Genomic DNA, 18,204 nt, shown 5'->3' with positions numbered 1-18,204 from the left:
CCCGGTGGCCGTCCCACCGTCGCCGCCTTGGCCGCCCTGCCCGCCTCCGGCCGGATCACCGCTACCGCCGATCCTGCCGCCGTCACCACCGGTGCCCCCGGACCCGCCGGCAGTGCTGTTGCCGGTTGCGGCCCCGCCGTGGCCTCCGGTGCCTCCCGCGCCTCCGCCGCCGCCCAGTTGACCGCCGTCGCCTCCGCGGCCGCCGTTACCGCCGGCCCCGGCGGTCTTACCGTCGCCGGCGGCGGCGCTGCCGTTGCCGCCGTCCCCACCGGCGCCCCCGCTGCCGTAGAGGTAATTGCTGTCGCCGCCGTTGCCACCGTTGCCGGCGGAACCGCCGTCGCCGGCGCCGTCCCCGCCGTTCCCACCATGGCCGCCGTTGCCCCACACGCCGCCGCCGTGGCCGCCGCTACCGCCGTCGGCGCCAAGGCCGCCGGCGCCACCGTCGCCGCCGTCACCGAACAGGCCGGCGCTGCCGCCGTTGCCACCGGCGACGCCCTCGACGTCCGAAGACCAGCCGTTGCCCCCGTCGCCGAACCACAACCCGCCGGCCCCGCCCTCGGGATGGTCGGCCGTCCCGTCGGGGCCGTTGCAGATCACGCCGCAACCGCCCTCGGCCAGCGGTGCGAACAGCGGATTGACCAAGTTGCCGAACAGCTGACCGGACGGACTGTCGATCCAGTCCTGCACAGCCTCATGCAGCCACTCGTAGAACCCGGCGGCGCCGGACGCGTCCGCGGCCAGTGCCAGCGCGTCACTGCCGAAGGGGTCTGCGCTGGTCAAGCTCCACACGGTGGGATCCAGCCAGGCCCAGCCCGCGGCCGAGGCGCCCGTGTCCTGCTCCGGCACCCCGAAGAGCGGGCTGAGCAGATCGGTGATCCAATCGAACTCGTTCGCGTGGGCGCACGGCGCCGGACCGACCGGACCCAGGCCGAAAGCGGCCAGTGCCGCCAGCGCGGGAACGGTCCGTCGTATGCGCCGAGCCGTTGCGGTGGGGTGCGCCTGGCGGCGCCGGGGAACCTTATTGCGGTGCAGTGGCATTGCTGAGCGACCTCCGGGCGGCACGTCAGGCGAAGCGGGCAGTCGGTGCCCGTCGGGGTGGACCCCTATGAGCAGGTCAGCCCGTCGCTCACCTGGCGACTTAAAGTATATGTGCACTGGACAAACGAAACTATTGGTATGACTTTATCGCACTTAGCCACATCATCACATGGACAACGGTCCGCTGAGGCGATACTGTCAAGCACCGTGGGGGAAGGGCACAGTCTTCACTAAGCCCAAACAAAGTTTTCGTAAAGCTCAGAAGGGGTGGACCAACGGTGGCACATCATCGGCGCAGTACTCAGAACGCTCAATCGATCGCGCAGCGGCGGCGGGACCGTGCGATCGGGGCGGCAGCCGCGGTCGGCGCATTCGTGGCGTTCGGAATGGCGCCCCTGGCGTCCGCGCCTTCCGCGCAGGCCGAGGACTTCGGCCTCGACGCGTTCTGGGACATGTTCGGCGTCGGCGACACCAACACCTCGGGATTCGACCTTTTCGACGTCTCGGCGTGGGGCGTCCCGGGCGCGGCCGACGGTGGCCTGTTCGACGCAGACTTCGCCCAGATGTGGCAGGACAGTTTCTACCTCCCGCTGCACGCCATGATGCAGGACTGGATCACCAGCGACTTCGGGTCGAGCGTCAACGGGGTGGTCAACCAGCTCTTCGCGCCGTTTACCGACGGCTTCTGCGGGATGATCTGCAACGGCGCCGACGGCACCGAGGACAGTGTGAACGGCCAGGCCGGTGGGCTGTGGTTCGGCGACGGCGGCAATGGCTGGGACTCGAACCTCGAGGGCATAGCCGGCGGCAACGGCGGCCACGCCGGCGGTATCGGCAACGGCGGCGACGGCGGCATGGGCGGCCTGGGCGCCGACGGCGGCAACGGGGGCCACGGCGGCGAGATGTGGGGCAACGGTGGCGACGGTGGGGCCGGCGGTAGCGGCACCGCCACGTTGGACGCGGGTAACGGCGGCAACGGTGGCTCGTCGGGTCAGGCCCAGGACTTCTTCGGCATGGGCGCGTGGGGCAATGGCGGCAACGGCGGTTCAGGCGGCACCGGTTGGACCGGTACCAACGGCTCCGCGGGCAGCGGCTCCGGCGGGACCGGCGGTGACGGCGTAGCCGGTGGCAACGCCGGAAACGGTGGAGCGGGCGGCGCCGGTTCCTCCTACGTCGGCATCGGTGGCAACGGTGGTGAGGGCGGTGTCGGTGGCGCCGGCGGCAATGGGGGCAACGGCGCGGCCGGCGACGGAGGCACCTTCGCCGACAACGGTTCCGGAAACGGCGCCGTCGGTGGCAACGGTGGCAACGGTGCCGTCGGTGGCAAGGGCGGCGTCGGCGGTGCTGCCGGTAGCGGTGGCTCCGCCGATGGCACGATCGGTGCCAACGGTGACGGCGGTGTCGGTGGTAACGGCGGCCTCGGCGGCGACGGTGGTAGCGGTGCGGCCGGCCTGGCGGTGAACGGCGTTGGCGCCAACGGCAGCGCCGGTGGCAACGGTGGCGCGGGCGGCAACGGTGGTGCTGCAGCGGCCGGCGGCGCAGCCGGTGGAGCCGGTGCCAACGTGGGCGCTGCCGGTGTCGACGGTGACGGCGGCAACGGTGGCAACGGTGGCGACGCCTCGGCCGCGACCGATGGCCGCGACGGCGTCAACGGCTACCGCGACGGCGGAACCCCGCCCGACGTCTCGGCGACCAGTGGCGGTAGCGGCGCTGCCGGAGGTACCGGTGGCGCCGGCGGCAACGGCGGCGGGACCGCGGGCAATGGTGGCAACGGCGGGGCCGGCGGGGCGGGCTCCGACGGTGGCAACGGTGGCCACGGCAGTGCCTCGATACACGGAACGACCGATTCCGTGCACGGCCTGTACAACGCCCCCGGCAACGGTGGCTCGGGCGGCGCCGGCGGTAGCGGCGGCGCGGCTGGATCCGGTGCGGCCAACGGCAACGACGGTGTGATCGGCAACGGCGGCAGCGGTGGCAACGGCGGCAACGGTGGCGACATCGCCGATGTGACCGGACACGCATCCGTGGAAGGCCCCGGCGGCTTAGGCACCCTGGGCCCGCAGGGCTCGGCCGGTACCGGTGGCGCCGGCGGCAACGGCGGTTCAGGCGCCACGGGCGGTACCGGTGGCAACGGCGGAAACGGTGGCAGTGACCCGAACGCCGGCGGCGCCCACGGGGGCGACGGTGGGACCGGTGGCACCGGCGGTGCCGGACTGGCCAACGCCGACGGCTCCGGCGGCGTGGGCGGCGACGGCGGAACCGGTGGAAATGGCGGCAACGGCAGCAACATCCGTTGGGGTGACCCGGACTGGAACACCACCTCCGGCGACTCGTCCTCGGGCCCGATCGACAACGTCCACGGCGGTGCCGGTGGCGACGGCGGTGCCGGCGGTGCCGGAGCCAACACCGGGGGCACCGGCGGTAACGGCGGTGATGGCGGCGACGTCATCACCCCGCACCTGGGCGATGACGGCCTCAACGGCGGTGCCGGCGACACTCCCGGTACCGGCAGCACCGGTGGCGCCGAAGGCGCTGGTGGTGCCGCAGGTGCCGGTCCCGCCGCGGGCGGCGCGGGCCAGGACGGCACCCCGGGCGTCGTCGTCCCGTAGTAGGACAGCCCAGGAAAAACACCCCGCACAGATCGTGCGGGGTGTTTTTCGTTGCGCCGGGGACAGCGTGGCGGCTAAACCCCGCCGCGGGCAACCAGTTGTGCCGCAATCACATTGCGCTGAATCTCGTTGGTGCCCTCGCCGACGATCATCAGCGGTGCGTCCCGGAAGTAGCGTTCCACGTCGTATTCGGTGGAGTAGCCGTAGCCGCCGTGGATGCGTACCGCGTTGAGCGCGATCTCCATCGCGGCTTCCGACGCGAACAACTTGGCCATGCCGGCCTCCATGTCGCAGCGCTGCCCGCTGTCGTAGCGCTCAGCGGCGTATCTGGTGAGCTGGCGGGCGGCCGTCAACTTGGTCGCCATGTCGGCCAGATAATTGCCCACGCTTTGGTGCTTCCAGATCGGCTGTCCGAAACTCTCCCGTTGTTGGGCGTAGGTGAGGGCATCTTCGAGCGCGGCGGTCGCTACGCCCAGGGCCCGCGCCGCCACCTGGATGCGGCCGGTCTCCAGGCCCTTCATCATCTGGGCGAAGCCGCTGCCGGGCGTGCCGCCGAGCACCGCAGCCGCCGGCACCCGGCAGCCGTCGAAGCTCAGCTCGCAGCTCTCCACCCCCTTGTAGCCCAGCTTCGGCAGGTCCCGCGAGATCGTCAGCCCGGCGCTGGGATTCTCCACCAGCAGCACCGAAATGCCGGTGTGCCGCGGAGTGGCCTTCGGATCGGTTTTGGCCAGCAGCGCTATCAGTCCCGAATAGCGGGCGTTGGAGATCCACGTCTTGGACCCGTTGATCACCAGCGTGTCCGGGTCGGCCGACGGCACCGCGGACGTCGTCATGTTCTGCAGGTCACTGCCGCCGCCCGGTTCGGTCAGGGCCATCGTGGCGCGCAGCGCTCCGGTAGCCATGGCCGGCAGGTAACGCTGCTTCTGTTCGTCGGTACCGAACAGGCTCAGCAGCTTCGCGACCACGGTATGGCCGCCCATGGCCCCGGCCAGGCTCATCCAACCGCGAGCCAGCTCCTGGGTGACCAGGACGTAGCACGGCATCGACACCGGTGTGCCGCCGTATTCCTCCGGAACGGCCAGACCGTAGATGCCGAGGTGCTTCATCTGTTCGATCCACGCCTCCGGGTAGGTGTTGGCGTGCTCGACGTCGCGGACCGCCGGTTTCACCTCCCGGTCGATGAACTGACGCACCGTTTCGACCAGGATCGACTCTTCGTGGTTCACCGGTTCACCGTATGTCAGGATTTTCGTGTGACCAGCGGCCCCTACTTCGACGAGCTCCGGGTCGGCCAGGTGTTCGACGCAGCTCCGGCGATGACTCTGACGGCCGGTGCGGCGGCACTGCATCAGGCGATCCTCGGAGACCGGCTACGGCTGCCGCTGGACGCCGAATTGTCTCGGGCGGTGACGGGGTCCACGACCCCACTGGCTCACCCCGGGCTGGTCTGCGACGTCGCGATCGGGCAGTCCACGCTGGTCACCCGGCGCGTCAAAGCCAACCTCTTCTACCGCGGCCTGGCCTTCTTCCGGTATCCGGTGATCGGCGACACCGTTTTCACCCGCACCGAAGTCGTTGGATTGAAGCAGAATTCAGCCAAGCCCGGGCGAGAACCCACCGGCCTGGTGGCACTGCGGATCACCACCATCGACCAGGTGGACCGGCCGGTGCTCGACTTCTACCGGTGCGCGATGCTGCCGCTGTCGCCTGATGCCGCTGATACCGGCCACGGCGATGACCTGTCTGCCATTGGCGCAGGGCTCGCGGCGCCTGTGGACGTGACCGCGGACTGGGACGGCGCGGAGTTTCGGCAACGGGTGCCGGGGCCCCACTTCGACCCGGATCTCGTGGGGACCGTCCTGACCAGCACGGGCGACGTGGTCTCGGGTGCCCCGGAGCTTGCCCGGCTGACACTCAATGTTGCGGCTACACATCATGATTCGCGGGTCGCTGGGCAGCGACTGGTCTACGGCGGGCACACCATCGGGCTGGCGCTGGCGCAGGCGTCGCGACTGCTGCCGAATCTGGTCACGGTGCTGGGCTGGCAGTCCTGCGATCACACCGCGCCGGTGCACGAAGGCGACACCCTCTACAGCGAGCTACACATCGAGTCGGCCCGCGACAACGTGTTGGGGCTGCGATCGCTGGTCTATGCCGCCGGTGCCGATGGTGAGCCGGACCGTCAGGTGCTGGACTGGCGTTTCACCGCCTTGCAGTTCTGAGCGGCCATGTCAGTGCGGTAGATCCCGGAACGGGGCGTCGCGATAGGGATCGGGCTCCTTGGGCAGGCCCAGCACTCGCTCGCCGATGATGTTGCGCTGAATCTGGTCCGTGCCGCCGCCGATCGAGGTGAAGTAGGCGTTGAGCGCCCGGAAGGTCACCGCGTCGCCGACCGGATTGTCCGGACCGCTGAGCATCGACTCGACGCCGACGATCTCGGTCTGGACCCGGGCGGTCTCGTGCAGGATGCGCGACATGGCGATCTTGCCGAGCGCCAGCAGGGTGGCGGCCTCGGCGCGGTCGGTGCTGGTCTTGGCGCGCTGGTTGTTCCAGCGGTTCACCGTCGTCAGCGCCTGGATGCGGGCGACCTCCTGGCGAATGTGGGAGTCCGAAAGGCGCCCGGCATCCCGGGCCAAGTCGACTAAGCCGCTGGACTTCTCCTTGCGGCGTGCGGTGCGCGCGACATCACCCATCAGGCGCCGCTCGTAGCCCAGTGCCACCTGCAGCACCGACCATCCTTCGCCGGGTTCGCCGATCCGGTTGGCGTCGGGAACCCGGGCGTTGGTCAGAAACACCTCATTGAACTCTGATTCGCCGGTGATCTGGTGGATCGGCCGGACCTCCACGCCGGGCTGGCGCATCGGCAGCATGAAGAAGGTGATCCCGTTGTGCTTGGGTACGTCCGGGTTGGTGCGGGCCACCAGCATGCCGTAGTCGGCGGTGGTCGCGAACGACGTCCAGACCTTCTGCCCGTTGACAACCCAGTCATCACCGTCGCGCTCGGCGCGGGTGCGCAGACCGGCCAAGTCCGATCCTGCGCCGGGCTCGCTGTAGAGCAGGCACGACTTGGCTTCGCCCCGCAGCGCCGGGGGCAGCAGCCGGTGCTTCTGTTCGTCGGTGCCCCGGTCATGGATTGTGCAGGCGAACAGGTCGGCCCGGTCGTGACCGGTTCCTGGGGCGCCGACGGCAGCGAATTCGGATGCCACCAAACGGGATTGCCGGTCGGTCAGGCCACGGCCGTAGCAGTCCGGCTCCCAGCTCGGAGCGGTCCATCCGGCGGCGAGCATCGCCGCGGCGAAGGTGGCCCGGTCGGTGCCGGGCGCCCAGTTGGCGGCTAACCAGTCGCGGACTTCGGCGCGAAGTGCGTCGTCAGGGTCGGGCAGCGTCATCTCACGCTCCGATCTCTTGCAGGTACCGCTCCCGGTGCCAGGACGGGCTGCCGAACAGGTGGGCATCGCTGCGCGCCCGGCGCAGATAGCGGTGCGCGGGATGTTCCCAGGTGAATCCGATTCCGCCATGAACCTGGATGTTGGTGGCACCCACAAAGACGAAGGCATCCGAGCAATATGCCTGGGCCAGTGCGAGATCCGCGGTCCAGTCAGCCGATCCGCCCGCCCCGGCCGTGGCCACCTGGCGAGCAGCCGTCACCGCCGACTCGGCCTCCAACAACATGTCGGCGCACATGTGCTTGACGGCTTGGAAGCTGCCGATGGCGCGGCCGAACTGGAAGCGGGTCTTGGCGTAGTCGCGGGCCATCTCCATGGCGAACCTGGCGGCACCGGCCTGTTCACCGAGCAGTGCCACCGCGGAACGGTCCAGCGCAGCGGTCAAGGCGGCGACCCCGGCTCCGGCCGAGCCGACCGCGGTCGCCGGGGCGTCCGTCAACCGGACCAGGCACAGCCGGCGGGAGGGGTCGACGGTGGTCAGTGGTTCCACGGTGACGCCCGCTCCGGCCGGGTCGACGGCGAAGATCCCGGGTCCGTCCTCGGCGTCCGCCAGAACGTAGAGCAGGTCGGCGGTGTCCGCGTCGAGCACGAACCGCTTCTCGCCGGAGACCAATCCACCGCGGGCCGTGGTAGCCGGTGTGGCGGGTGGTCGGGTGGAATCGCTCTCGGCGAATGCGACCGTGACCCGGGTGCGCCCGGCGGCGATCGCCGGTAGCACGGCCTCGCGTTGTGCCGGGTCGTCCACTGCCAGCAGCAGATTGACCGCGAGCACCGCCGTCGACAGGTACGGACCGGAGTACAGGACCCGGCCTAGCTCTTCGGCGACCACGCCTACCTCGACCAGTCCGGCATCCGCACCGCCGTACTGCTCGGGCACCAACAGTCCGAGCAGGCCCATCGCCGCCAACTCGGACCAGACATCGTCGTCGGGCGAGCGTTTGGTCATCAACTCTGCGACCGCGCCCCGCAGCGCCCGCAGTTCTTCGGGGCTGGAACCGGCCACCGCTCAGGCCCCCCGGCCGAAGGCGTTACGCAGGCTCTCGCACTGTCGGGCGAAAAACGCCCGTGACACCGCGACTTTGGGCCTCAACAGGTCGAACCCGTGGAATGCCCCGGGGACGGTCTCCACCTCGCAGGGCACGCCGGCCTGCCGCAGTCGCTCTGCGTAGGCCAGATCCTCGTCGTGGAACAGATCAAAGGTGCCCACCCCGATCCAGGCCGGCGCCAGCCCGCTCAGGTCGGCACGTCGTGCCGGCACCGCGATCTGCGGATCCGTGTCGCCCAGATAGGCGGTCCAGCCGAACAGGTTGCTCCGCGGATTCCACAGTCGGTAGCTCCGATTGGCCGGCAGTGCCGCGCTGCGATCGTCCAGCATCGGGTACACCAGCAGCTGCAGCACGGGGGAGACCTCGCCGCGGTCGGCGGCCAACTGCGCCAGGGCCGCGGCCAGCCCGCCGCCGGCACTGGCACCGCCGATCGCGATCCGGGCCGGATCGACCCCGGGCAGCTCCGCGAGCCGGGTCAGTGCCGCCCAGCAGTCCTCCAACGCGGCGGGATAGGGGTTCTGGGGCGCCAGTCGGTAGTCCACCGACGCGACCGTGGCACCCAGTTCCGTGCTGAACCTGCGGCAGAGCCGGTCATCCTGGGCTGCCGTGCCGATGACGTAGCCGCCACCGTGGATCCACAGCAGTGCCGGCGCGGGATCGGCGGTGCGATTCGGCGGCCGAAAAACCCGGATGGTGGCCCCCGAGGGCAAACCCAAGACCTCGACGTCGGCGGGGGTGCGTCGGCCCTGCATCCCGGTGAGGGCCTGCAGCACCGGCAGGGTCCGGCGCCCGAGCCCGCCACGCGGAAGGAACCGGGCAGTTCTGCGCAGATCTGGATGGAACCCGCTGCTTACCATCGGCTCAGTATCGCTGGCGCCGGATCGGCGGCGCCGCCAACCCACCCGATTGCGACCGCCTCCGACCCCAAACGCGATACCCTGCGCGAATGACGGGACGATCGCAGACCCCGGAGACCGGACTTAACCTGGCTGGCCGGCTGCGCTGGCTGAAGCGAGCCCGAACGGCCGACTATCTGCTGGCGTTCAGCGTCGCCTCAGCGTCGTTGCCGGTGGTCGGGAAGCACCTGGAACCCCTGGGCGGGATGACCGCGATGGGGGTGTGGGGCACCCGTCATATGCCGGAGTTCTTCTCCAGCGCCGCTAAGTCGTGGCTGGCCCCGGGGTCCGCGGCCGTCCGCAAGCAGGAGCGCGAGCAGACCCACGTGGTCAGCGATGCCGCGCTGCGTGGGGTGGTCTCGGCAGCCGATCTCGACATCGACTGGCCCGAGCCGGAGCAGGCGCCGCCGGTGGCAAAGGCGCTGCAGCACCGCCGGAACATGTATCGCTCCGGGGTGCAATACGGCAGCGACCCCGCGCAGGTACTCGATGTGTGGCGGTCCCGCGAGCTGCCCGACGGTCCCGCCCCGGTGCTGATCTACGTCCCCGGTGGTGCCTGGGTGCATGGCAGCCGGCTGTTGCAGGGTTATGCGCTGCTGTCCCATCTGGCCGAGCAGGGCTGGGTGTGTCTGTCGATCGACTACCGGGTCGCACCGCACAACCGGTGGCCGAGCCACATCGTCGACGTCAAGACCGCGATCGCCTGGGCGCGCGCCAACGTCGACAAATTCGGCGGTGACCGCAGCTTCGTTGCCGTGGCGGGTGCCTCGGCCGGCGGGCATCTGGCCGCCCTGGCCGGGCTGACCGGCAGTGCGGTCGACTTCGAGTTCGCCGACCAACTGCCGGCAGGTGGGGACACCTCAGTCGACGCCGTGGTGGGGATCTACGGCCGCTACGACTGGGAAGACCGCTCCACCCGCGAGCGGGTCGCCTTCGTCGATTTCCTGGAGCGGGTCGTGGTCGGTCGCTCGATGCGGCGCCATGGCGACATCTACCGGCAGGCCTCCCCGATCGCGCGGGTGCATCCGGATGCGCCGCCGTTCCTGGTGGTGCACGGCAGCGCCGACACGGTCATCCCGGTGCAGCAAGCCCGTAGCTTCGCCGACCGATTGCGGGCGGTGTCGCGTTCCAAGGTCGGCTACCTGGAGCTGCCCGGTGCAGGGCATGGTTTCGACATGACCGATGGCGCGCGCACCGGTGCGATGAGCACGGCAATCGGTTTGTTTCTCAACCAGATTCACCGCGACCGCACCACCGTCGGGAGCAAACAGATCATCTGAACCCGTACGCCACGGTATGGTCCCTGCATGACGAGGGGTCACGGGTGAAGCGGCTCACCGGGTGGGATGCGGTTCTGCTGTACAGCGAGACGGCAAACGTGCACATGCACACTTTGAAGATCGCGGTGATCGAGCTGGACGCCGATCGGCGCGGGTTCGACGTCGAAGCCTTTCGGCGGGTGATCCACGGCCGGCTCTACAAGTTGGATCCGTTCCGATACCAACTGGTGGACATCCCCGGTAAGTTCCATCACCCGATGTGGCGGGAGAACTGCGAAGTCGACCTGGCCTACCACATCCGGCCGTGGTCGCTGCCCGCTCCGGGCGGCCGCCGCGAACTCGATGAGGCCATCGGCGAGATCGGCAGCACGCCGCTGGACCGTAGCCGGCCGTTGTGGGAGATGTACTTCATCGACGGGCTGGCAAACAACCGGATCGCGGTGGTCGGCAAGATCCACCACGCCCTGGCCGACGGGATCGCGTCGGCGAACCTGATGGCCCGCGGAATGGACCTGGTGGCCGGCCCACAGCACGAGCACGACTCCTACGAAACCGATCCCGCCCCCACCAGCGGACAGTTGGTGCGCTCAGCGTTCCGCGACCATTTCCGGCAGATGGGCAAGATCCCGGCGACCATCGGCTACACGGCGGCCGGTATCGGGCGGGTCCGGCGTAGCACGCGCAAGCTCTCCGCCGACCTGACTCGGCCGTTCACTCCGCCGCCGAGTTTCCTCAACCACGTGCTGACCCCGGAACGGCGCTTCGCCACCGCAACACTGGCGCTGGCCGATATCAAGGCGACCAGCAAGCAGTTGGGTGTCACCATCAACGATCTGGTGCTGGCCATCTCAGCCGGGGCGTTGCGCACGCTGCTGCTGCGCTACGACGGAAAGGCGGATCATCCGCTGCTGGCGTCGGTGCCGATGAGCTTTGACTTCTCCGCGGACCGGATCTCCGGCAACAGGTTCTCCGGAGTGCTGGTGGCGTTGCCGGTCGATGTGGCCGACGTTCGAGAACGGATCGCTAAAGCCCGGGAGGCGGCCGATCTGGCCAAGGAGGCCCACCACCTGGTCGGACCAGAGCTGGTCAGCCGGTGGTCGGCGTACCTGCCGCCCGCGCCGGCGGAGTCGTTGTTCCGGTGGTTGTCGGGCAAGGACGGTCAGAACAAGGTTCTCAACCTCAACATCTCCAATGTTCCCGGCCCGCGGGAGCGTGGCAGGGTCGGCGGTGCGCTGGTCACCGAGATCTATTCGGTGGGGCCGTTGACCGCCGGCAGTGGTCTGAACATCACGGTGTGGAGCTATGTCGACCAGCTCAACATCTCGGTGCTGACTGACGGTGCCACCGTTGAAGATCCGCATGAGGTGACCACCGCACTGGTCAACGAGTTCATCGAGATCCGCCGTGCCGCTGGGTTTTCCGAGGAGCTGACCACCGTCGAGTCGGCGATGGCGCCCGCTTAGGTCTCAGTCGGACGCTGCCAGCGCCTGCAGTTCGCGACGCAGGACCTTGCCGGTGTTGTTGCGCGGCAGCGCATCCATGATGGTGATATCGCGCGGCACCTTGTAGCCGGCCAGATTCTCCCGGACGTGCTGCTTCAGTTCGTCGGGCGAGGCTGAGCTACCCGGCGTCAACACCACGAAGGCCGCCAGTCGCTGTCCGTAGTCGGTATCGTCGACACCGATCACCGCGGCCTCTGCGACGGCGCCATGCTTGATCAGCGCCTTCTCCGTCTCGATCGGGTAGACGTTCTCTCCCCCCGAGACGATCATCTCGTCATCCCGTCCGACCACGAAAAGTCTGCCGGTGCTGTCGAAGTAGCCCAAATCGCCGGACGCCATGAAACCGTCGTGGAACAACTTCGAATCGCCGCCGGTGTAGCCGTCGAACTGCGAGGAGTTGCGAACGAAGATCTGCCCGGTCACCCCGGTCGGAACCTCGGCGAAATCGGCGTCCAGGATTCGGATCTCGCTCCCCGGTGCCGGACGGCCGGCGGTGTCGGGGGAGTAGCGCAGGTCCTCCGGTGTGGCCAGCGCGATCATGCCGGCTTCGGTGGCGTTGTAGTTGTTGTAGACCACATCGCCGAAGGTGTCCATGAACGCCGTCACCACGTCGGGATGCATCCGTGAACCAGAGGCTGTTGCGAACCGAAGTGACTTACAAGGGTATTGGGATCGAACATCATCGGGCAGCGCCATGATCCGGTCGAACATGACCGGTACGACGCACAGCCCGGCCGCCTGGTTGGACTCGATCAGTCCCAGGGTGGCTTCGGGATCGAATTTCCGTCGGGTGGCGATCGTGCACGCCATGGTGAGCGCCAGCGCCAGCTGGGAGAACCCCCAGGCGTGGAACATCGGCGCGGCGATGACCACGGTTTCCTCGGTGTGCCAGGGGATCCGGTCGAAAATGGCTTGCAGGTCGGCGATTCCGCCTCCACCGCGGCCGGAGCGGCGAGCCCCCTTGGGGGTGCCGGTGGTTCCGGAGGTGAGCATGACCAGCTTGCCGCTACGAGACGCTTTGGCCGGTCGACGGCCGGCATTGGCGTTGATCAACTCGTCTGCCGTCAGGCCGGGGACCGCACTGTCGGCCCAACTGACCACCCGCGTACACCCCGAGCCGGCCGGCACGGCCAGATCCACGGCGGCGGTGAACTCCTCGTCGTAGAAGATCAGGTCGACGCCTTCGCGGGCGACGACTTCGGCCAACGCCGGGCCAGCGAAGCTGGTGTTGAGCAACAACACGTCTGCGCCGATCCGATTGGCGGCCGCCAGCGCCTCGATGAAGCCGCGGTGGTTACGGCACATCAACGCGATCGCCTGCGGCGTCCGGCCGGGCAGCCGTTGCAGGCCGGCGGCCAGCGCGTTGCAGCGCCGGTCGAGTTCGGCGTAGCTGCAGGTGCCGTGCTCGTCGATGATCGCCGGGCGGTCACCGCAGCGCTGGGCTGCCATGGCGATACCGGTAGTGGTGGTGCCGCCCTCGGCGGCCGCGGCGGCGGCGATCCGCAGGTACTTGTCCGGGCGCATGGGCGCCAACAGTCCGGCCCGGGTGAAGGTCACCAGCATCGAGCCGACCCGGTTTAGCGAGTCGAAAAGGCCCATCGCGTTCAGCCCAGGACCGGCAGACGGCGTTCGCTGGCGAGCTTGTCCAGCGCTTTCTGCATGACGGCACGCACGTGCGCGTCGACGAGGTCGATGTCGGGGTCCTCGCCGAACTCGGCGATGATGTCGATCGGCTCGCACACCTGCATCACGATCTTGGTGGGCAGCGGCAGGTTGACCGGCAGCACCGCGGACAGGCCGAAGGGGAAGCCGAACGAGATCGGCAGAATCTTGACCCGCATCAGCTTGTCCAGGCGCAGCGCCTTGGCCAGTCCGGTGCCGCGGGACAGGTAGAACTGGCTTTCCTGGCCGCCGATCCCGACCGTCGGCACGATCGGCACACCGGCGTTGATCGCGGCGCGAATGTAGCCCTTGCGGCCGCCGAAGTCGATCTTGTTCTCTTCCAGCGTCGGCCGGTAGACGTCGTAGTCGCCGCCGGGGAAGACCACCACCACGCCGCCGGAGCGCAGCGCCTCGTCGGCGTTGGCATGGTTGGCCGGGATGAACCCGGTCTTGCGGAAGAAGTCCGCGGTGACGCCGGTGAAGATCAGGTCGTGGCTGAGCGTGTAAACCGGGCGGTCGTAGCCGAATGTCTCGTAGAAACCGGTGGCGAACACCGGCACGTCCATCGCGAACAGGCCACCGGAATGGTTCGACACCACCAGTGCGCCGCCGTTGGGGAACGACTCCAAGCCGCGCACCTCAGCACGGTGGTAGCCCTTGATGAACGGTCGTAACAGGCCCATGACCCGTTCGGTCAGACCCGGGTCCCACTTCGTGATGGGCCGGGGAAGGTCGTCCGACCAGTCGTTGTCCGGCGTGTCCACCACGGCCCCCTTAAGTGAAACGTGTTCTAGTTTTGTCCATGTTACCGGGTCAGGACCCCTGGTGGATACCATCAGCGAACTGTTCCGGGTAGCCGAAGGGAGCTCCGCATCGACGTGCAGGCGTACTTCGACCGCATCGGCTATCGCGGTGGCACCGAGCCGACGCATGAGACGCTCACCGCCCTGGTGTCCGCGCACGTCCGCGGCATCCCGTTTGAGAATCTCGACCCACTGATGGGTGTTCCGGTGATCGACCTCAGCTCGGCCGCACTGTGCGCCAAGCTGGTGGCGCGACGTCGCGGTGGCTACTGCTACGAGCACAACAACCTGATGCGCGACGTGCTGTGCGCGCTCGGCTTCGGAGCCGAGCGACTGGCCGGGCGGGTGGTGTGGATGAGCCCGGAGGGACTGGACGGGCCGTCGCATCCGCAGACCCACCAGGCGTTGGCGGTGACGATCCCGGGGGCCGGGCAGCGCTATCTCGTCGACGTGGGATTCGGCGGGCAGACGCCCACGGCACCGATCCCGATGATCCCCGACGAGGTTCAGCAGACCTCCCACGAGCCGTTCCGGCTGCGTACCCGCGGTAGCGGCGCAGATGAATGGGTGTTGGAGACACTGATCGGCGAGCGCTGGCGGCCGCTGTACATCGTGGGACTGCAGCCACGGCCGCTGATCGACATGCAGGTGGGCAGCTGGTACGTGTCCACCTACCCCGAGTCGAACTTCGTCGTCGGCCTCAGTGTGGCGCTGGTGACCGACGATGCCCGCTGGAACCTGCGCGGTCGCAACCTGGCGATCCACTCCCGCAGCGGCACCGAGCGGATTCGGTTCGACGACGCCGCGCAGGTGTGTGAGGCTCTGACCGACCGCTTCGGCATCGATCTCGCCGGTTTGGGCGACGTCGAGACCAAGGTGGCATCGGTGCTGGACACCTGATGGTCAAGATCGCGTTGGCGGGCGTCCTGGCAGCCGCGGGCCTGAGCTTCGCCGGCATCGCGTCGGCCGGGCCGATGCCGGGCATCGAGTTGCTGGACGACAGCAGCAGCTGCACAGCGGGCTTTCTGGCCCAGGACGACGCCGGCGGCTACTACCTGCTGACCAGCGGTCACTGCGATTCGCACGACGGGTCGCAGTGGACCGACATCTTCGAGACGCCGCTCGGAATCATCACCGCCAGCGAAGACAATGGCGAGGACCGCGACGCCGCGATCATCCGGCTCGAGCCCGATGCCGGCCGGCCCAACCCCAAGATCGCTGGCCGTTATCCGGTGGCCGGTGTGCTGCCGCCGGATCAGATCCACGTCGGTATGACGATCTGCAAGGTCGGTGCCCAGACAGGTGAGACCTGCGGTCCGGTGACCGCCGTCAACGGCAACCTGGTGGAAACCCGCGTGTACAGCACCATCGGTGACAGCGGCAGCCCCGGCTTCGTGGTCAACCCGGACGGCACCGTCAGCGCGGTCGGGATTCTGCAGGGCGGACCGGTCGACGACGACTCGAGCACCGACTTCGTCCTGGTGGAGCCGATCCTGCGACAGTGGGGATTGCACGTAGTGCGTTAGAACGTTGCGATTCCGGCGACCTGCGCCGCATCAAGGTGCATGCTGGAATGATGGGTCACTTCAAGAGCAATGTGCGCGACCTGGAATTCAATCTGTTCGAACTGCTGGGCCTGGAGCAGTGCTTGGCTGACGGCGCGTTCGGAGATCTCGACGGCGACACCGTGCGCCAGATGCTGGCCGAAGCCGCCCGGCTCGCCGAGGGGCCGGTGGCCGAGTCCTTTGCCTCCAGCGACCGCCATCCGCCGGTGTTCGACCCGGCCACCCACAGCGTCACGCTGCCCGAACCCTTCAAGGAGTCCCTGCGGGCCTGGAAGGAGGGCGAGTGGTTCCGGATCGGCCTGGACGAGGCGGTCGGCGGGGTGCCGGCGCCGTCGATGGTGTCCTGGGCGATCAACGAATTGGCGCTGGGCGCCAACCCTGCGGTGTTCATCTTCATGGCCGGCCCGATCTTCGCCAACATCCTTTACGGGCTGGGCAACGAACAGCAGCGGCACTGGGCGTCCATGGTGATCGACCGGAACTGGGCCGCCACCATGGTGCTCACCGAACCCGACGCCGGTTCTGACGTCGGTGCGGGCCGTACCAAGGCCATCGAGCAGCCCGACGGCACCTGGCACATCGACGGCGTCAAGCGATTCATCACCAACGGCGACACCGACGACATGTTCGAGAACATCATGCACATGACCCTGGCCCGCCCCGAAGGTGCCGGACCGGGAACCAAGGGGCTAAGCCTGTTTCTGGTACCTAAATTCCTGCCGGATCCCGAGACGGGGGAGCCCGGCGAGCGCAACGGGGTGTTCGTCACCGGCCTGGAACACAAGATGGGACTGAAGGTTTCGACCACCTGCGAACTCACCTTCGGACAGCACGGCGTTCCGGCGAAAGGGTGGCTGGTCGGCGACAGCCGCAACGGCATCGCGCAGATGTTCCGCGTCATCGAGTATGCCCGAATGATGGTGGGAACCAAGGCAATCGCCACGCTGTCAACCGGCTACCTCAACGCGCTGGAATATGCCAAGACCCGCATTCAGGGGGCCGACCTGACCCAGATGACGGACAAGACCGCGCCGCGGGTGTCGATCATCCATCACCCGGATGTGCGGCGCGCCCTGATGATGCAGAAGGTTTACGCAGAGGGGATGCGGGCGCTGTATCTCTACACTGCCGCCCACCAGAATCCGCAGGTCGCCTTGCAGGTCTCGGGCGCTGACGCCGAGATGGCCGAACGGGTCAACGACCTGCTGCTTCCGATCGTCAAGGGTGTCGGTTCGGAACGTGCCTACCAGTACCTGACCGAATCGTTGCAGACGTTCGGCGGCTCGGGTTTCCTGCAGGACTATCCGATCGAGCAGTACATCCGTGACGCCAAGATCGACTCGCTGTACGAGGGCACCACGGCGATTCAGGCCCAGGACTTCTTCTTTCGCAAGATCGCTCGTGACCGCGGTGTGGCGCTGGCGCATCTGGTGGGCCAGATCGAGGCGTTGCTCGACGACGCCGACGGTCACAAGGAACTGGCCGATTCGCGCAAGTTGCTGGCCGCCGCGCTCGACGACGCGCGGGCGATGGTGGCCGCCATGACCGGATACATGTTCGGCTCACAGCAGGACGCCCGAGAGCTCTATCGGGTGGGCTTGGGTTCGGTGCGGTTCCTGCTGGCCGTCGGCGATCTGATGATCGGCTGGCTGCTGATGCGTCAGGCCGAGATCGCGCTGACGGCACTGGACCAAGGAGCGTCCGGCGACGAGCAGCATTTCTACCGCGGCAAGGTGGCGGCGGCAAAGTTCTTCGCGGCCAACGTGTTACCCCGGCTCGCCGCGGATCGCCGAATGGTGGAAAGCGAGGACCTCGCGTTGATGGATCTCGCCGAGGACGCGTTCTAGCGAAAGCGCCCTGCGGTGGACACCCACACCCGGAAATACCGGCTTGCCGATCGCGGCTATGCCATCGTTCGGTGGGCCCATGAGCTGGCCCAGGGGCGCGGCGCGGTCGTGGTGGAACCGGACATCGAGGCGATCCGGCGTCGCGACGGCGCACTGGCTTTCGTCGACGTGGCACCGTTCAAGACCGTGCCGGACGGGCCGTTGTCGGTGTTGCGCGAACTGCTGGACCTGGAAGCCCTGGAGTTGCGCGCCTGGAGCAGGCGGGGGTTCGCCAGGTTTCACAAGCGTGCTGCGGCCAAACAGGCCGAGCGGATCTGCCGGGAACAGGGCAGCGAAGCCGCCGTCGACTGGGTGCTGGCCAACGCCACCGCCGATCAGGTGGATCTCGACGAGCTCCGGGACCGGCTCGGCGCGCGGCTGTACACCGCCGGCGGGCGCGACGAAGACTACTACCGCGCCCAGGTGGGGCGCTGTATCGAGCATCGAAGGCGCCGCCTCAACGGCTGAGCC

Annotated in this window: 15 protein-coding genes; 8 read left to right on the top strand and 7 right to left on the bottom strand. The window is 68.4% G+C overall.

Annotated elements, in window-relative coordinates; all coding sequences use genetic code 11:
* Window positions 1-1,038: PGRS repeat-containing protein (locus tag EJK91_RS21650; protein ID WP_346773463.1), on the bottom strand; the 1,038-nt coding region annotated here is incomplete at its 3' end.
* A 278-nt stretch (window positions 1,039-1,316) separates the two neighbouring features.
* On the opposite strand from EJK91_RS21650, the gene EJK91_RS22895 reads away from it, so the two are divergent.
* On the top strand, window positions 1,317-3,647 hold the full coding sequence (locus EJK91_RS22895; RefSeq protein ID WP_164517870.1) for a PGRS repeat-containing protein: 2,331 nt from the start codon (window positions 1,317-1,319) through the stop codon (window positions 3,645-3,647).
* 74 nt (window positions 3,648-3,721) lie between these two features.
* Here EJK91_RS22895 and EJK91_RS03445 read toward each other — a convergent pair whose 3' ends face one another.
* Complete coding sequence (locus tag EJK91_RS03445; protein WP_024442681.1) at window positions 3,722-4,873, bottom strand: acyl-CoA dehydrogenase family protein; 1,152 nt, start codon at window positions 4,871-4,873, stop codon at window positions 3,722-3,724.
* Between the two features lie 27 nt (window positions 4,874-4,900).
* Between EJK91_RS03445 and EJK91_RS03440 the strand changes: the two genes are divergently transcribed.
* Window positions 4,901-5,869: a MaoC family dehydratase gene (locus EJK91_RS03440; RefSeq protein WP_024442682.1), complete on the top strand. Its 969-nt coding sequence runs from the start codon at window positions 4,901-4,903 to the stop codon at window positions 5,867-5,869.
* 9 nt (window positions 5,870-5,878) lie between these two features.
* Here EJK91_RS03440 and EJK91_RS03435 read toward each other — a convergent pair whose 3' ends face one another.
* From EJK91_RS03435 to EJK91_RS03425, 3 genes are read right to left on the bottom strand one after another with little or no spacing between them, the layout of a single operon-like run.
* Window positions 5,879-7,036, bottom strand: coding sequence for an acyl-CoA dehydrogenase family protein (locus tag EJK91_RS03435; protein WP_125078257.1), 1,158 nt, complete (start codon window positions 7,034-7,036; stop codon window positions 5,879-5,881).
* Window position 7,037: 1 nt separating this feature from the next.
* Window positions 7,038-8,096 (bottom strand): acyl-CoA dehydrogenase family protein, encoded by a 1,059-nt coding sequence (locus EJK91_RS03430; protein ID WP_024442684.1) that lies wholly within the window; start codon window positions 8,094-8,096, stop codon window positions 7,038-7,040.
* Between the two features lie 3 nt (window positions 8,097-8,099).
* Window positions 8,100-8,996 carry an alpha/beta hydrolase gene (locus EJK91_RS03425; protein WP_024442685.1) on the bottom strand — a complete coding sequence of 299 codons (897 nt, stop codon included), beginning with the start codon at window positions 8,994-8,996 and terminating at the stop codon, window positions 8,100-8,102.
* An 89-nt stretch (window positions 8,997-9,085) separates the two neighbouring features.
* On the opposite strand from EJK91_RS03425, the gene EJK91_RS03420 reads away from it, so the two are divergent.
* Both EJK91_RS03420 and EJK91_RS03415 read left to right on the top strand, forming a co-directional pair.
* Window positions 9,086-10,315 (top strand): alpha/beta hydrolase, encoded by a 1,230-nt coding sequence (locus EJK91_RS03420; RefSeq protein WP_125078256.1) that lies wholly within the window; start codon window positions 9,086-9,088, stop codon window positions 10,313-10,315.
* A 44-nt stretch (window positions 10,316-10,359) separates the two neighbouring features.
* Entirely contained in the window at window positions 10,360-11,778 is a 1,419-nt protein-coding gene (locus tag EJK91_RS03415; RefSeq protein WP_125078255.1) for a WS/DGAT/MGAT family O-acyltransferase, read from the top strand.
* Window positions 11,779-11,781: 3 nt separating this feature from the next.
* Here EJK91_RS03415 and fadD12 read toward each other — a convergent pair whose 3' ends face one another.
* On the bottom strand, window positions 11,782-13,416 hold the full coding sequence (fadD12, locus tag EJK91_RS03410; RefSeq protein WP_125078254.1) for an acyl-CoA ligase FadD12: 1,635 nt from the start codon (window positions 13,414-13,416) through the stop codon (window positions 11,782-11,784).
* 5 nt (window positions 13,417-13,421) lie between these two features.
* Window positions 13,422-14,162: a 1-acyl-sn-glycerol-3-phosphate acyltransferase gene (locus EJK91_RS03405; RefSeq protein ID WP_231384258.1), complete on the bottom strand. Its 741-nt coding sequence runs from the start codon at window positions 14,160-14,162 to the stop codon at window positions 13,422-13,424.
* Between the two features lie 189 nt (window positions 14,163-14,351).
* On the opposite strand from EJK91_RS03405, the gene EJK91_RS03400 reads away from it, so the two are divergent.
* The 4 genes from EJK91_RS03400 to EJK91_RS03385 are packed head-to-tail and all read left to right on the top strand — an operon-like array spanning window position 14,352 to window position 18,201.
* Window positions 14,352-15,182 (top strand): arylamine N-acetyltransferase family protein, encoded by an 831-nt coding sequence (locus EJK91_RS03400; protein ID WP_036458018.1) that lies wholly within the window; start codon window positions 14,352-14,354, stop codon window positions 15,180-15,182.
* Entirely contained in the window at window positions 15,182-15,808 is a 627-nt protein-coding gene (locus EJK91_RS03395; RefSeq protein WP_024442691.1) for a S1 family peptidase, read from the top strand. Before EJK91_RS03400 ends, EJK91_RS03395 begins: the two co-directional genes overlap by 1 nt.
* Window positions 15,809-15,858: 50 nt before the next feature.
* Window positions 15,859-17,694, top strand: a complete 1,836-nt coding sequence (locus tag EJK91_RS03390; RefSeq protein WP_046301673.1) for an acyl-CoA dehydrogenase — start codon at window positions 15,859-15,861, stop codon at window positions 17,692-17,694.
* A gap of 15 nt (window positions 17,695-17,709) precedes the next feature.
* Window positions 17,710-18,201 (top strand): hypothetical protein, encoded by a 492-nt coding sequence (locus EJK91_RS03385; RefSeq protein ID WP_046301671.1) that lies wholly within the window; start codon window positions 17,710-17,712, stop codon window positions 18,199-18,201.
* The last annotated feature ends 3 nt before the right edge of the window (window positions 18,202-18,204 follow it).

This window comes from Mycobacterium sp. P7213, from assembly GCF_900604305.1.
Taxonomy (GTDB): Bacteria; Actinomycetota; Actinomycetes; order Mycobacteriales; family Mycobacteriaceae; genus Mycobacterium.
The sequence above is the reverse complement of the archived record's forward strand: the minus strand, read 5'-3'. Positions and strand labels throughout refer to the sequence as shown.

Bases quoted from the DNA above. Each gene is read 5' to 3' on its own strand.
- EJK91_RS03435 (WP_125078257.1), bottom strand. From the start codon at position 7,036: ATGACGCTGCCCGACCCTGACGACGCACTTCGCGCCGAAGTCCGCGAC.
- EJK91_RS03425 (WP_024442685.1), bottom strand. From the start codon at position 8,996: ATGGTAAGCAGCGGGTTCCATCCAGATCTGCGCAGAACTGCCCGGTTC.
- EJK91_RS03420 (WP_125078256.1), top strand. From the start codon at position 9,086: ATGACGGGACGATCGCAGACCCCGGAGACCGGACTTAACCTGGCTGGC.
- fadD12 (WP_125078254.1), bottom strand. From the start codon at position 13,416: ATGGGCCTTTTCGACTCGCTAAACCGGGTCGGCTCGATGCTGGTGACC.
- EJK91_RS03405 (WP_231384258.1), bottom strand. From the start codon at position 14,162: ATGGGCCTGTTACGACCGTTCATCAAGGGCTACCACCGTGCTGAGGTG.
- EJK91_RS03395 (WP_024442691.1), top strand. From the start codon at position 15,182: ATGGTCAAGATCGCGTTGGCGGGCGTCCTGGCAGCCGCGGGCCTGAGC.
- EJK91_RS03390 (WP_046301673.1), top strand. From the start codon at position 15,859: ATGGGTCACTTCAAGAGCAATGTGCGCGACCTGGAATTCAATCTGTTC.